We start from the raw sequence: 14,586 nt of genomic DNA on the forward strand, positions 1-14,586 counted from the left end.
TTACCTGATCAAGATATGGAGAACCCAAACTATCTCAAAATAAATAATCTAAAAATCACCATTTTTCAAGCTTATTTATTCTGGGAAAATATAGATAAAAACTTGCAGAATATATCCCTGCGTTTGTCTTCGGGCGTAAAGGAAAAAACAGATCTTATTGTATTACCCGAAATGTTCAATACAGGTTTCAGCATGAATGCCAAAGAACTTGCCGAAGAAATGGATGGTAAGACCATGACCTGGATGGCGGATTCAGCAGCCCGATATGACTGTGTAGTCACAGGAAGTCTCATTATCAAAGAAAACAATAACTATTATAACAGAATGATCTGGATGCTGCCAACAGGTGAATATCAGCATTATGATAAAAGACATCTGTTTGGTATGGGCGAAGAAGATAAGACATATACCTCAGGGCAGGATAAGATTGTGGTAGAATTAAAAGGCTGGAAGATCAGGCTGGCTGTTTGTTACGACCTTAGATTCCCGATCTGGTTAAGAAATAATGATCCCTCTTACGATGTACTGCTGATTGTGGCAAGCTGGCCGGATAAACGTATTCCGCATTGGAAAGCACTGATCCCGGCAAGAGCCATAGAAAACCAGAGTTACGTGGTAGCTGTGAACCGTGTAGGCCATGATGGCAAAGAAGTTTACCATAGCGGTCATTCCATGTGTATTGATGCTTTTGGAAATACGGTATATTATAAGCCGGAAGATGAAGATCTTTATACTTTTAGTATCAATTATGACGATCTGATAAAAATACGCAGGGACTTTCCTTTCCTGAAAGATGCTGATCAGTTTAAACTGATAAATTAATAAGAAATCACTTTCATTATATCTCTTATTTAAATCCGGCCCAGGCCGGATTTTTCTGCTTACAGACCTTTTACAAATAACATTTTTAATGTAATCTTGTAACTCAATAACCTAAACCGTTTTTATGTTTGACCGTAGAAAATTCATTAAATGTTCCGCATTATCAGCCTCCCTTCTGGCAATTGATAAAAGTGGAATGGCTAACATTCTTCCTCCCTCCTCCGCTGCTGCTGCCGGAAAACCAATCGTTATTTCTACCTGGGATTTTGGGATTGCCGCTAATCATGCAGCCTGGGAAGTATTATCAACTGGTGGCCGCGCACTTGATGCTGTAGAAAAAGGCGTACAGGTTCCAGAAGCAGATCCTAAAAATCAAAGTGTAGGTTATGGTGGCTTACCGGACAGAGATGGAAAAGTAACTTTAGATGCCTGTATTATGGACGATTTAGGCAACTGCGGTTCAGTAGCTGCCCTTGAACATATCATGCACCCTATTTCCGTGGCCAGGCTCGTGATGGAAAAAACGCCTCATGTAATGCTTGCAGGTGATGGAGCCTTACAATTCGCTTTGGAAAATGGTTTCAAGAAAATAGACCTGTTAACACCAGAAAGTGAAAAAGCATGGAAGGAATGGCTTAAAACGGCAAAGTATGAGCCAATCATGAATATTGAAAATAAATTATACGACAAAGCATCCCCAACCAGGTTACCAGGAAATCAGTATAACCATGACACCATAGGGATGCTTGCCCTTGATGCCAATGGTAATTTATCAGGTGCTTGTACCACAAGTGGCATGGCCTTTAAATTGCATGGACGTGTCGGTGACAGTCCTATTATTGGTGCAGGCCTTTATGTAGACAATGAAGTTGGCGGAGCGACTTCGACCGGTGTCGGTGAAGAAGTGATCCGCAATGTAGGCAGTTTCCTTGTCGTTGAATTAATGCGTCAGGGTTATCCACCAGAAGAAGCTTGTAAAGAAGCAGTAATGCGCATCATTAAAAAGAAACCGGCAAAAGCCAAAGAAATCCAGGTAGGCTTTTTAGCGTTAAATAAAAAAGGACAATACGGAGCTTATGCAATTCAAAAGGGATTCAGCTATGCGATTTGTAACGCGGAAAACAAAGACCTGCTGATTCCTGGAAAAAGTTATTATTAAAATTGACTGCTATGATTGAAATGGAAGTTTGCGCCAACTCTGTAAGCTCTGCACTGGAGGCACAACTTGGAGGCGCAAAACGGGTAGAATTATGTGCAAGCCTGACTGAAGGTGGTACTACACCCAGTTATGCTGAAATTAAACTGGCCAGACAACTGCTGACCATTGAAGTTTTCCCGATCATCAGGCCACGTGGCGGAGACTTTCTGTATTCAGATCTGGAATTTGAACTCATGAAAGAAGATATAAAAATCTGTAAGGTGCTGCAATGTGAAGGTATCGTCACTGGTATCCTGACAGCAGCAGGCAAAATCGATAAAATACGTTGCGCAGAACTAATTGAAATCGCAAAGCCGATGCAGGTTTCTTTCCACCGCGCATTTGATATGGTTATTGATATGGAAGAAGCTTTAGAAGATCTGATTTCCCTTGGCGTGATCCGTGTACTGACTTCGGGAGGTAAAGCAACTGCACTGGAGGGATCGGAGAAATTAGCCGGGCTGATCAAACAGGCAGCAGGCAGAATTACGATCATGCCTGGTGCTGGTGTCAGCAGCTCAACTATCAAACAATTGATTTTTAAAACCGGGGCGAAAGAATTTCATGCTTCAGCCAGAAAAAACCACGCAAGCAAAATGCTGTTCAGGAACAGCGAATTAAGTATGGGAAATGAGGCAGATGAATACAGTTCTTCTTTTACAGACGCAGAACTGGTCAAAAAATTACTTGAACTGGCAAACAGTGTGGAATAATCAAGCTAATATTCTATATTTGCGGCACTGATGAAGCACATACGTAATTTTTGCATAATTGCACACATTGACCACGGTAAGAGTACCTTGGCCGACCGTTTACTTGAATACACGAATACAATCACCCAGAGAGAGTCACAGGCTCAGTTACTGGATGACATGGATTTGGAGCGCGAACGCGGTATTACCATTAAAAGTCATGCGATCCAAATGGACTATATCCAGGATGGACAGCCTTATATATTAAACTTAATTGACACGCCCGGACACGTAGATTTCTCTTATGAAGTTTCCCGTTCAATTGCTGCCTGCGAAGGTGCATTATTGATCGTAGATGCTTCACAGGGAATTCAGGCCCAAACTATTTCCAACCTTTATTTAGCACTGGAGCATGATTTAGAAATCATCCCGATCTTAAATAAAATGGACTTGCCGGGTGCTATGCCAGAAGAGGTAAAAGATCAGATCATTGAACTGATTGGTTGCAAAAGAGAAGAAATCATCCCTGCTTCAGGAAAAACAGGTCAGGGTGTTCACGATATACTTCGTGCAATCGTTGAACGTGTACCTGCACCAAAAGGAAACCCTGAAGGTGAATTACAGGCATTAATCTTTGACTCCGTATTTGATTCATTCCGTGGTATCGTTGCTTATTTCAAAGTATTAAACGGAGAAATCCGCAAAAAAGATAAAGTGAAATTTGTCGCTACCGGCAAGGAATATATTGCAGAGGAAGTAGGTACTTTAAAATTAAAACAATCTCCTAAAGATGTCATCAAAACTGGTGACGTGGGTTATATCATTTCTGGTATTAAAGAAGCCAGAGAGGTAAAAGTAGGTGATACAATTACACATAAAGACAGACCAAGTTCTGAACCGATCAAAGGTTTCGAAGAGGTTAAGCCAATGGTATTTGCCGGTATTTATCCGGTAGACACAGATGAGTTTGAGGACTTAAGAGAGGCAATGCACAAATTGCAGCTGAATGATGCTTCTATCGTCTTTGAACCTGAATCTTCAGCAGCATTAGGCTTTGGTTTCCGTTGTGGGTTCCTGGGTATGTTACACATGGAGATTATCCAGGAGCGTTTAGAGCGTGAATTTGACATGACAGTAATTACTACTGTTCCCAACGTGTCGTACCAGGCGATGACCACCAAAGGTGAGCTGATCATTGTAAATAACCCATCAGATCTTCCTGATCCAAGTAAAATGGAGTATGTAGAGGAACCTTATATCAAAGCAAATATAATTACCAAATCTGAGTTTGTTGGCCCGGTAATGTCCCTTTGTATTCAGAAAAGAGGAATTATTGTCAATCAGTCTTATTTGACTTCAGACCGTGTGGAGCTTGTTTTCGAGATCCCTATGGGAGAGATTGTATTTGATTTTTATGATCGTTTGAAAACTATCTCTAAGGGATATGCTTCTTTTGATTATCATCAGATCGGTTACCGTAAGTCTGATCTGGTTAGATTGGATATTTTGTTAAATGCAGAGCCAGTTGATGCTTTATCTTCGTTAATCCACCGCAGTAATTCTTACGATTTCGGAAAAAGAATCTGTGAGAAACTGAGAGAATTGATTCCTCGTCAGCAGTTCGAGATTATTATCCAGGCTTCTATTGGTGCTAAAATTATCGCCAGAGAAACTGTGAAAGCTTTACGTAAGGATGTAACGGCTAAATGTTACGGTGGTGATATTTCACGTAAGCGTAAACTGTTGGAGAAACAGAAAAAAGGTAAAAAACGTATGCGCCAGGTAGGTAATGTGGAAATTCCACAAACTGCATTTATGGCGGTACTTAAATTAGATTAATCGTTTAACACACAAAACATAACGCTTGATATGCAGTTACTGGACGGAAAATTCGCATCGGAGAAGATTAAATTAGAAATAGCAGCAGAAGCGGCTGATTTCTTAGCACAAAGTGGACGTAAACCTCATTTATTAGCCATCCTGGTTGGTAATGATGGTGGAAGTGAAACTTATGTGGCCAGCAAGATGAAAAACTGCGAGAAAGTAGGCTTTCAATCTTCGCTGATCAGATATGATGCAGATGTAACTGAAGAAGAGTTACTTCAAAAAATTCATGAGATCAATGGTGATGCAGGTATTGATGGATTGATTGTTCAGCTCCCTCTTCCAAAACACATTGATCCGGAGAAAGTTACTGAAGCGATAGACCATCGTAAAGACGTAGACGGATTTCACCCGGTAAACTTAGGCCGTATGATGCGTAATCTGCCTTGTTTCATTCCTGCTACTCCTTATGGGATTTTACTTTTATTAAAAGCTTACGGAATTGATACCGCAGGAAAACATTGTGTCGTTGTAGGACGAAGCAACATTGTAGGCAGCCCGATGAGTATTTTAATGGCCCGGAATGCAAATCCTGGAAATTGTACGGTAACACTTACACATAGCAAAACTACAAATCTGAAAGAGATTGCTTTGCAGGCAGATATTATTGTTGCTGCTATCGGTAAAAAGAACTTTGTAACTGCGGATATGGTTAAGCCTGGTGCAATCATTATTGACGTAGGTATTAACAGAGAAACTTCTGAGACAACTAAATCTGGTTATAAATTATATGGCGATGTTGATTTTGAGAACGTAGCTCCTTTAGCTTCATGGATCACACCTGTTCCGGGTGGAGTTGGTTTGATGACTATTGTTGGTTTGCTTAAAAACACATTGGCTTCAGCTAAAAAAGAAATCTATTCTTAAACGAAAAATAATAACATAATTAAAACGGCTTGTAGAAGAAATACAGGCCGTTTTCTTTTAAACTTACTTTTTCCCGAAAAAACGGCTGAACAAACCCTGTTTAAATCCGGCATATAAACCGTCAGGCTCTTCCTTTACAGGATACAAATCTATATAATCTCCTTGCCCCTCTGCTCCTCTCCCAGTTGACAAATCATAAGCATACCGATGGATCGGACAGATTAATTTTCCATGTTCACACCATCCGCCACTCAGAATTCCACCCGCATGCGGACATGAGTTTTGCACCAGGTGAATTTCGTTCTGATGTCTGAGCAGACACAATTTTTTACCCGCCAGACTAATCTGCCGGATAAAATCTCCCTCTGGAATTTCTTCTTCAATTTTATACCAGCGTAAATCAGCCATTGCTGCTGTACTTATTCATAGATTAGTCATTTAAATGCCGTCAATATACATATATTCCTATTTTCCAGCCATATTTATTTAACTTTGCCAATTGATATATGGCACATAATATTCCAGCAGACGGCACATTGCTTCCATTAATGGAAGAATTTTACACGATTCAGGGTGAAGGTTTTAACACAGGCAAAGCTGCCTATTTTATTCGTCTTGGAGGTTGCGATGTGGGTTGTCACTGGTGTGATGTGAAGGAAAGCTGGGATGCTGAACTTCACCCCTTAACTTCGGCTGATGATATTGCTGAAAAAGCAGATACATTTCCTGGTAAAGCGGTAGTAATCACAGGTGGTGAGCCATTAATTTATAATATGGATTACCTGACAAAAAAACTTCAGGAAAAGAACATCCTTACTTTTATTGAGACTTCAGGAGCTTATCCATTGTCAGGCAGCTGGGACTGGATCTGCTTATCTCCAAAAAAATTCAAAGCACCGCGTCCGGACATTACTCCTTTCGCCAATGAATTGAAAGTGATTGTTTTTAATAAAAGTGATTTTGAATGGGCTGAGAAATATGCAGAAACGGTATCTCCTTCCTGCAAACTTTATCTTCAGCCGGAATGGTCTAAATCAAAAGAAATTACGCCAATGATTATAGATTATGTGATGGCCAATCCTAAATGGGAAATTTCCTTACAAACACATAAATACTTAAATATTCCTTAGACGGATTATTCCTTTTTTTTATTAAGTTTATAGGGCTCTCAACGCCCGGTTTAATAGAAAAAACACATGAGGAAGATTACTATAGTATTTTTTTGTCTGTTATTGATCAGCAGTACTTTTGTCCGGGCACAGGAGTCTGCTATAAAAAAAGCACAGCAGAATTTCGAGTATGCACAAAAGTCATTATTGGCCAAAGATTATGACGGGGCTGCTAAATTCTTAGAAGATGCAGTTGCAGCAGATCCTTCTTTTCAATTTGCTTTTGTTCAACTGGCTGATGTTTACAAACTGAAAAGATCTTTTGAAAAAGCCAGATCTAATTATTTAAAAGCGATTGAAATTCAAACCGTTCCGTTAGCACCCAGAGTTTATTATTCTTTAGGTGAAGCAGAGCTGAATAGCGGACAATACGCTGATGCCGGGAAACATTTCTCTTTATTCAAATCTACTTATAAAGGCAAAGATCAGGAAATAGTCCTGAAAGCAGAAAAGTATATCCGGGATTGTAATTTTGCTGTGGTTGCCATTCAGAAACCCGAAAAATATGTCCCCATTAATTTAGGCCCAGCAATAAATACCAAAGACAGGGAATATTTACCTACACTCACTGCGGATGGCTCAACGTTAATTTTTAGCCGTACAGTAGATGGAAATGAAGATTTTTACATCTCCCGTAAAGTGAATAAAGAGTGGAAGACGGCGATTCCGCTAAGTGATAAAATCAATACAAGATTCAATGAAGGCGCCCAATCTATTTCACCAGATGGAATGTACCTGTTTTTTACGGGCTGCAACCGCCCGGACGGCTTTGGAAGTTGTGATTTGTATGTGAGCCATAAAAATGGAAATCAATGGGATGCCCCCTTTAACCTTGGATCTGTAGTAAACTCCTCTTCCTGGGATTCTCAGCCAGCGGTAACTCCGGATGGAAATACACTTTATTTTGTGAGTAACCGCCCCGGAGGAATCGGAGGATATGATATTTGGAAAACCACTTTAAATGGTGAAGGAGAATGGAGTAAACCCGTAAACCTTGGACCGGATATCAATACGATTTATGACGAAAATACACCATTTATACATCCTGACGGAAAAACCTTATACTTCTCCTCTAACGGATGGCCGGGCATGGGAAGCATGGATATTTTCTACAGCCGTGCACAAGCAGACGGAAAATGGGGGAAGCCTGTAAACATCGGTTATCCTATCAATACCTTCAATGAAGAAAGTGGATTAATGGTAAGTCCGGATGGAACTGAGGGATATTTCTCTTCCATACTTAAGGACGGCCTGGGAGATATGGATATTTACAGATTTAAATTACCAGAAGCCGCCAGACCGCTACCCATTACTTATGTTAAAGGAATTGTCCGGGATAAAGAAACCCGTGGTTATCTGGAAGCTAAAGTACAAGTGGTAAACCTGAAAACAAAAGAGACTAAATTCAATGACTTTACCTCTAAAGATAATGGAGAATTTCTGGCAGTTATGCCACTGGGCAGTACTTATGCCTTTAATGCAATAGCCGATGGTTATTTGTTTTATTCCGAGAACTTCGAGCTGAACCAGGCAAAACCCGGTCAGCCATATGTTCTGGAAATTTACCTTGAAAAACTTAAACCCGGTGCAAACGTAGTTTTAAGGAATATCTTTTTTGACACGAACAAATCTGAGCTGCTTCCGCCATCAATTACAGAATTAACGAATCTTCTGCAATTGCTACAGGCGAATACTTCTGTAAATATTGAAATTCAGGGACACACTGACAATGAAGGTAATGCGGAAGCGAACCAGGCATTATCTGTACAGCGCTCCAAAGCAGTTTACGATTATCTGATTACAAATAAAGTAAATCCACAGCGCCTGACATTCAAAGGTTTCGGCGCTACTAAACCAATTTCATCCAATGATACTGCTGCTGGCCGTCAGCAAAACCGCAGAACATCATTCATTATTACCAGCATATAAAAAAGGTGCTGTATCAATGATACAGCACCTCCTATTGCTATTGCCATAGTTTATGAATACTAAACTACTGCTTTTCTAATCTTAATTAACTTCACTAATAACTGCTCTAATAAATCAAGGTGAAGCATATTTGCACCATCAGATTTTGCATGCGCAGGATCAGGGTGCGTCTCAATGAACAACCCGTCCGCTCCAACAGCAATTGCTGCCTTCGCAATGGTCTCAATTAATTCAGGTTTACCACCCGTAACACCAGAACTTTGATTCGGCTGCTGTAAAGAATGTGTTACATCCATCACCACAGGTACACCAAAAGACTGCATTTCAGGTAAACCACGGTAGTCAACAATTAAGTCCTGATAACCGAACGTATTCCCCCTATCTGTCAATATAACCCTCTTATTTCCAGCCTCATAAATCTTATCAACTGCAAATCTCATCGAACCCGCAGAAAGGAACTGCCCTTTTTTCACGTTGACAACTTTTCCTGTTTTTGCAGCAGCAATCAGTAAATCTGTCTGTCTGCATAAAAATGCAGGGATCTGCAATACATCTACATAAGCAGCGGCCATTGCAGCCTCAGCACTCTCATGAATATCAGTTACCGTTGGCACGCCAAAAGTCTTACCAACCTTTTCTAAGATCTTCAATGCTTTCTCATCACCAATACCCGTAAAAGAATCGCCTTTAGAGCGGTTTGCTTTTCTGTAAGAACCTTTAAAAATAAAAGGGATTTCTAACTGATCAGTAAGGGTTACAATTCTTTCCGCAATTCTCATTGCGATTTCTTCCCCTTCAATTGCACAGGGGCCGGCCATCAAAAAGAAATTACCGGAAGTCGTATGTTTTAATTTATCTAATTCAAAATTGACCATGCTGTAGCTTAATTTCCAAGTTCTGACATGAACTTGATTCTCATTAATTGTATCTCTTCACGCGTATAATCCGTCTCTCCCAAATCTTTCAAAGCTTCATCAATTGAATCGTTCTCAGCTGCACGGAAGTAATCAAATACTTCGTCCTGACGATCGTCATCCAGCATTTCATCTACAAAATAGTTCAGGTTCAGCTTCGTTCCGGAGTTCACAATCGCTTCAATCTCCTTCAGGATTTCACTATAAGTGATCCCTTTAGATTTTGCAATATCTTCCAGTCCGATCTGTCTGTCTACATTTTGTATAATGGAAACCTTTAATTGTGATTTATTAGCCTGTGTTTTAATAATTAAATCTATAGGACGCTCAATATCATTGTCTGTCACATATTTTTTGATCAGTTCAATAAAAGGCGTACCAAATTTCATGGCTTTACCGTTTCCAACACCCGAAATCTGTTTCAGCTCATCCATTGCAATCGGATAGTGCGTACACATTTCTTCCAGTGAAGGATCCTGGAAAACTACGAAAGGAGGAACATTTTTCTGTTTTGCGATCTTCTTTCTCAGATCTTTCAGCAATAAAAGCAATTGCGTATCCAGTGTTCCACTACCATGTTTTACATCATCTTCATCATCATCTGCCGAACTTTCAATAGGCACATTCAGAATGAATTTAAGGCTGTAAGGGTTTTTGATAAAATCATTTCCTGAATTCGTCAGCCTTAATAAACCATAGTTGTCAATATCTTTTGATAAGAAGTTATTCAGTACTGCTTGTCTGATTAAAGATTTCCAAAGGTTTTCCCCTTCTACTTTGCCCAGTCCAAACTCCTGCAATCTGCTATGCTCATAAGCGATAGTTTGTGCAGTCTCCATTCCTAATAAAACGCACAGGATGTGTGCATCATCAAACTTCTCCCCGATATTTTTGATCAGCGTTAAAGCAACTTTTAAGTGCTCCTCGGCCTCAAAATACGTTTTAGGCTTTTTACAGTTATCACACATACAGTTACAGCCTGTCTCATTGAAGTTTTCTCCAAAATAATGCAGGATCTGCTTTCTCCGGCATACGCCTGATTCTGCGTAATCAATAACCTCTTTTAAGATTTGCGTACCAATTTCACGTTCAGCCACCGGCTTGTCTTTCATGAATTTAGCCAGCTTATCTACATCCTTCTGTGCATAAAAAGCAATACAAACACCTTCTCCGCCATCACGTCCGGCTCTTCCGGTTTCCTGGTAATAGCCTTCCATACTTTTAGGAATATCGTGGTGGATCACAAAACGTACATCAGGTTTATCAATACCCATCCCGAAGGCTATGGTAGCGACAATAACCTCCACATCTTCCATCAGGAATTTGTCTTGTGTATCTGCTCTGACTTTAGGTTCTAATCCGGCATGATAAGGCAAAGCCTTGATTCCATTCAGGTTTAACGCTTCAGCAACTTCTTCCACCTTTTTTCTGCTCAGGCAGTAAATAATACCGGATTTACCTGTATTGTATTTAATGTACCTGATAATTTCTTTGATCACATCCCTTTTAGGGCGTATCTCATAGAATAAGTTAGGCCTGTTAAACGAGGACTTAAACAAGGTAGCATCAGCCATCTGCAAGTTCTTAATAATATCCTGCTGCACCTTAGGTGTTGCCGTTGCAGTTAATGCAATAATCGGGATGTCTGGTCCCAGGCCGCTGATCACCTGGCGTATCCTCCGGTACTCCGGACGAAAATCATGTCCCCATTCTGAAATACAATGGGCTTCATCAACCGCAACAAAAGAGATAGTAATAAGCTTCAGAAATTCAATATTATCTGGCTTGGATAATGATTCTGGTGCTACGTATAATAATTTAGTCTGACCACTTAACAAATCGCTTTTTACCTGGGCTATTTCCGATTTATTTAAAGAAGAATTCAGGAAGTGTGCAATACTGTCACTTCCGCCAAAAGCCCTTAACTGATCCACCTGATTTTTCATCAGCGCAATAAGCGGTGATATCACGATGGCAGTACCTTCTGACATTAAAGCTGGTAATTGGTAACAGATAGATTTCCCCCCACCCGTTGGCATAATTACAAAGGTATTTTTCCGCTCAAGAACATTGGTAATAATTGATTCCTGATCCCCCTTAAAATTGTCGAAACCAAAAAAGGTTTGTAAGTTGTCAAACAACGACTTTTTCACATCCATTTTGTGTATAAAATATTCAGTGCTATTTTTGATTCAAAATAACATAATTTTGCACCAATTAAAGCATCAATATACTAAATATTTCTCTTTGAAAAGTAAAAAATCTATTATCACAGCGGGGATCAACACTTTACAAGCGGAAGCGCAGGCTATACTTGGGCTGGTAAAACATATAAATGACGATTTTGCAACGATTGTGGAGCGAATTATCGCCTCAAATGGTCGTGTAATTGTTACAGGAATCGGTAAAAGCGCCATTATTGCGCAGAAAATTGTCGCTACTTTGAATTCTACAGGCACTCCATCGAGCTATATGCATGCCTCAGATGCAGTACACGGAGACCTTGGAATGATACAGAAAACAGACATTGTAATCTGCATTTCCAAGAGTGGAAATACACCCGAAATCAAGGTGCTTGCGCCCTTGTTAAAACAGTGCGGGGCTTTGCTGATCGGGATGGTCGGACAACTCGAATCTGAACTTGCCATACAAGCAGACCTGATCCTGAATACGACCGTAGAAAAAGAAGCTTGTCCGAATAATCTCGCACCTACCACAAGTACAACTGCCCAGCTGGCTATGGGAGATGCGCTCGCGGTAAGCCTGCTTTTAGCCAGAGAATTCAGTGCACAGGATTTTGCCCGCTTCCACCCTGGCGGATCTTTAGGAAAAAAGTTGTATCTTAAAGTTTCTGAGCTGGCAGAACGCAATGCTAAACCGGGTATTCTGGCTGATGCTGCTGTGAAAGATGTCATAATTGCAATTAGTAAAAACCGTTTAGGTGCAGTCGTTGTTGTTGATGGTAGCCAAATAATTGGTATCATTACAGACGGTGATATCAGAAGAATGCTTGAAAAACATTCAGACCTGACAGATCTGAGAGCAAAAGACATTATGAACAGCAACCCTAAAATGATAGATAAAGACACTTTAGCAGTTACCGCATTCGAGCTGATCAGGGAATCTAATATTACACAATTATTAATAACCGATGCCAATGGTTACTTTGGTATTGTACATTTGCACGACCTTCTTCACGAAGGTTTATTATAGTTTAATCCTAATATGAACAAAGATAATTACGCCCTAATCATGGCCGGTGGCGTTGGCAGCCGTTTTTGGCCTGTAAGCAGAATCGAACATCCGAAACAGTTTATTGATTTTTTTGGTGTAGGGAAAACACTTATTCAAAGTACATACGACCGTTTTTTAAAGATATGTCCACCTGAAAATATTTTCATTGTCACCAATGAAATTTATATAGATAAGGTAAAATCACAGTTACCGGACCTTCCGGATAACCAGATTCTGGCTGAACCTATCATGAGAAATACAGCACCCTGTATTGCTTATGGTTCTATGAAGATTACGGAGATCAATCCGGATGCGACTATTGTTGTTGCCCCATCAGACCATACCATATCCAATCTGGACGCCTTTATAGCTGCTATAGAGCAATCTCTGACAGCTGCCAAGGAGAACAACTGCCTGATCACTTTAGGGATCAAGCCAAGCCGCCCTGATACGGGTTATGGATATATACAATATGTAGAAACCACTTTGCCTACAGATCCGCAGATCAACAAAGTGAAGATATTCACGGAGAAGCCTAACCTGGAACTGGCAAAATCATTTTTACAAAGCGGCGATTTCTTGTGGAACGCAGGTATTTTTATCTGGTCTGCCAAAGCAATCAATGATGCTTTCAGCAAACACCTGCCGGATATGTATGATATTTTCCACCTGGGCGCTTCTTCATACAATACACCAGAAGAGAAAGCATTTATTGGCAATGCCTATTTACAATGCACCAATATTTCGATAGACTTCGCAATTATGGAAAAAGCCGATAATGTTTATGTATTGCCAACCGATTTCGGATGGTCAGACCTTGGCACATGGGCTTCTATTTATGATATGGCAGAGAAAGATTATGTAGGTAATGCAGTCATCCCTTCTGAGCAGGTGATGATGTTCAATTCCTCAAACTGTATGGTCAATGTACCTGAGGACAAACTGGTTATCCTTCAGGGCTTACATGACTATATTGTAGTGGAATCCAACAATACACTGTTGATTTGTCCCAGATCTGAAGAACAGAGCGTGAAACAAATCGTAGCAGATGTAAAGTCTAATTTTGGACAGAAATTTATCTAGAACCTGTTTTTACAGGTTCTTAATTAGTACCGCGCTGTCTGATCGCTTCGTACAGAATAACGCCGGTAGAAACCGAAACATTTAGTGAACCGATCTCTCCGAACATAGGGATCTTCGCTAAATGGTTGGCCATACGCATAATATCATTTGATATTCCTTCGTCCTCCGCTCCCATTACAATAGCTGTAGGGGCAGTATAATCCGGTGCATAAATCAGGTCATTTGTTTTTTCAGTACAGGCCACAATCTGCAATCCGCATTCTTGCAGGAACAACGCAGTTTTGTGTAAATTTTGCTGACGGCATACCGGAATGGTAAATAAGGCTCCTGCTGAAGTTTTAATCGCATCTGCATTAATCTGTGCAGAGTTTTTTGCCGGTACAACAATCGCATGTACACCTGTACAAGCAGCTGTTCTGGCAATAGCACCCATATTTCTTACATCAGTAATTCCATCCAGGATCAGGATTAAAGGAACTTCCCCTTTTTCATAGATCAAAGGAATGATATCTTCTATTTTCTGAAAAGTAATCGCAGAAATTACAGCAACCACTCCCTGGTGGTTCTTTTGCGTCATTCTGTTTAACTTTTCTACAGGAACATTATGTACAGGAATATCAGTATCTCTCAGCAAGCCTTTAAGTTCAGGAATGATTTCTCCTGTAAGACCGCGTTGCATGTAAATGCTTTCTATATCTTTTCCAGCTTTAATTGCTTCAATAACAGCACGTATACCGAAAACAAACTCGTTGTTTTCTTTAGGCCTGGGTGACCTTCTAAAGTTTTCCATTGAT

Annotated in this window: 13 protein-coding genes; 9 read left to right on the forward strand and 4 right to left on the reverse strand. The window is 40.2% G+C overall.

From position 1 onward, the window contains the following. The first annotated feature begins 15 nt into the window (after window positions 1–15). From HDE70_RS09490 to HDE70_RS09510, 5 genes are all read left to right on the forward strand, one after another. A complete protein-coding gene (locus HDE70_RS09490; protein WP_183889590.1) occupies window positions 16–822 on the forward strand; it encodes a nitrilase family protein in 807 nt (268 codons plus the stop codon). Between the two features lie 124 nt (window positions 823–946). Then, complete coding sequence (locus HDE70_RS09495) at window positions 947–1,981, forward strand: N(4)-(beta-N-acetylglucosaminyl)-L-asparaginase (RefSeq protein ID WP_183889592.1); 1,035 nt, start codon at window positions 947–949, stop codon at window positions 1,979–1,981. A gap of 11 nt (window positions 1,982–1,992) precedes the next feature. After that, window positions 1,993–2,733: a copper homeostasis protein CutC gene (locus HDE70_RS09500; protein ID WP_183889594.1), complete on the forward strand. Its 741-nt coding sequence runs from the start codon at window positions 1,993–1,995 to the stop codon at window positions 2,731–2,733. A 30-nt stretch (window positions 2,734–2,763) separates the two neighbouring features. Further along, the gene (gene lepA / locus HDE70_RS09505) at window positions 2,764–4,551 is read left to right on the forward strand and encodes a translation elongation factor 4 (protein ID WP_111635660.1); all 1,788 of its coding nucleotides are present in this window, start codon (window positions 2,764–2,766) and stop codon (window positions 4,549–4,551) included. Window positions 4,552–4,581: 30 nt separating this feature from the next. Next, window positions 4,582–5,463, forward strand: a complete 882-nt coding sequence (locus tag HDE70_RS09510; protein ID WP_183867026.1) for a bifunctional 5,10-methylenetetrahydrofolate dehydrogenase/5,10-methenyltetrahydrofolate cyclohydrolase — start codon at window positions 4,582–4,584, stop codon at window positions 5,461–5,463. A 63-nt stretch (window positions 5,464–5,526) separates the two neighbouring features. Here HDE70_RS09510 and HDE70_RS09515 read toward each other — a convergent pair whose 3' ends face one another. Then, a complete protein-coding gene (locus tag HDE70_RS09515) occupies window positions 5,527–5,871 on the reverse strand; it encodes a Rieske (2Fe-2S) protein (RefSeq protein WP_183867025.1) in 345 nt (114 codons plus the stop codon). Between the two features lie 98 nt (window positions 5,872–5,969). Here HDE70_RS09515 and HDE70_RS09520 point away from each other — a divergent pair, with 98 nt between their 5' ends. Continuing rightward, a complete protein-coding gene (locus HDE70_RS09520; RefSeq protein WP_183867024.1) occupies window positions 5,970–6,593 on the forward strand; it encodes a 7-carboxy-7-deazaguanine synthase QueE in 624 nt (207 codons plus the stop codon). Between the two features lie 66 nt (window positions 6,594–6,659). Beyond that, complete coding sequence (locus HDE70_RS09525; RefSeq protein WP_183889596.1) at window positions 6,660–8,561, forward strand: OmpA family protein; 1,902 nt, start codon at window positions 6,660–6,662, stop codon at window positions 8,559–8,561. Window positions 8,562–8,620: 59 nt separating this feature from the next. Here HDE70_RS09525 and kdsA read toward each other — a convergent pair whose 3' ends face one another. Together kdsA and recQ are read right to left on the reverse strand one after the other, a co-directional pair. Next, the gene (gene kdsA, locus HDE70_RS09530; protein WP_111635656.1) at window positions 8,621–9,436 is read right to left on the reverse strand and encodes a 3-deoxy-8-phosphooctulonate synthase; all 816 of its coding nucleotides are present in this window, start codon (window positions 9,434–9,436) and stop codon (window positions 8,621–8,623) included. A gap of 8 nt (window positions 9,437–9,444) precedes the next feature. Beyond that, window positions 9,445–11,634: a DNA helicase RecQ gene (recQ, locus tag HDE70_RS09535; RefSeq protein WP_183867021.1), complete on the reverse strand. Its 2,190-nt coding sequence runs from the start codon at window positions 11,632–11,634 to the stop codon at window positions 9,445–9,447. Window positions 11,635–11,722: 88 nt separating this feature from the next. On the opposite strand from recQ, the gene HDE70_RS09540 reads away from it, so the two are divergent. Together HDE70_RS09540 and HDE70_RS09545 are read left to right on the forward strand one after the other, a co-directional pair. Beyond that, window positions 11,723–12,688, forward strand: a complete 966-nt coding sequence (locus HDE70_RS09540) for an SIS domain-containing protein (RefSeq protein ID WP_183889598.1) — start codon at window positions 11,723–11,725, stop codon at window positions 12,686–12,688. A gap of 12 nt (window positions 12,689–12,700) precedes the next feature. Then, the gene (locus HDE70_RS09545; protein WP_183867018.1) at window positions 12,701–13,792 is read left to right on the forward strand and encodes a mannose-1-phosphate guanylyltransferase; all 1,092 of its coding nucleotides are present in this window, start codon (window positions 12,701–12,703) and stop codon (window positions 13,790–13,792) included. 19 nt (window positions 13,793–13,811) lie between these two features. Here the strand turns inward: HDE70_RS09545 and rlmB are convergent, their stop codons facing one another. Continuing rightward, on the reverse strand, window positions 13,812–14,582 hold the full coding sequence (rlmB, locus tag HDE70_RS09550) for a 23S rRNA (guanosine(2251)-2'-O)-methyltransferase RlmB (protein ID WP_068398125.1): 771 nt from the start codon (window positions 14,580–14,582) through the stop codon (window positions 13,812–13,814). Window positions 14,583–14,586 lie beyond the last annotated feature (4 nt).

The sequence above is a fragment of the Pedobacter cryoconitis genome, assembly GCF_014200595.1.
GTDB classification, from domain to species: Bacteria; Bacteroidota; Bacteroidia; order Sphingobacteriales; family Sphingobacteriaceae; genus Pedobacter; species Pedobacter cryoconitis_C.

Bases quoted from the DNA above. Each gene is read 5' to 3' on its own strand.
- HDE70_RS09490 (WP_183889590.1), top strand. From the start codon at position 16: ATGGAGAACCCAAACTATCTCAAAATAAATAATCTAAAAATCACCATT.
- HDE70_RS09495 (WP_183889592.1), top strand. From the start codon at position 947: ATGTTTGACCGTAGAAAATTCATTAAATGTTCCGCATTATCAGCCTCC.
- HDE70_RS09500 (WP_183889594.1), top strand. From the start codon at position 1,993: ATGATTGAAATGGAAGTTTGCGCCAACTCTGTAAGCTCTGCACTGGAG.
- lepA (WP_111635660.1), top strand. From the start codon at position 2,764: ATGAAGCACATACGTAATTTTTGCATAATTGCACACATTGACCACGGT.
- HDE70_RS09510 (WP_183867026.1), top strand. From the start codon at position 4,582: ATGCAGTTACTGGACGGAAAATTCGCATCGGAGAAGATTAAATTAGAA.
- HDE70_RS09515 (WP_183867025.1), bottom strand. From the start codon at position 5,871: ATGGCTGATTTACGCTGGTATAAAATTGAAGAAGAAATTCCAGAGGGA.
- HDE70_RS09520 (WP_183867024.1), top strand. From the start codon at position 5,970: ATGGCACATAATATTCCAGCAGACGGCACATTGCTTCCATTAATGGAA.
- HDE70_RS09525 (WP_183889596.1), top strand. From the start codon at position 6,660: ATGAGGAAGATTACTATAGTATTTTTTTGTCTGTTATTGATCAGCAGT.
- kdsA (WP_111635656.1), bottom strand. From the start codon at position 9,436: ATGGTCAATTTTGAATTAGATAAATTAAAACATACGACTTCCGGTAAT.
- recQ (WP_183867021.1), bottom strand. From the start codon at position 11,634: ATGGATGTGAAAAAGTCGTTGTTTGACAACTTACAAACCTTTTTTGGT.
- HDE70_RS09545 (WP_183867018.1), top strand. From the start codon at position 12,701: ATGAACAAAGATAATTACGCCCTAATCATGGCCGGTGGCGTTGGCAGC.
- rlmB (WP_068398125.1), bottom strand. From the start codon at position 14,582: ATGGAAAACTTTAGAAGGTCACCCAGGCCTAAAGAAAACAACGAGTTT.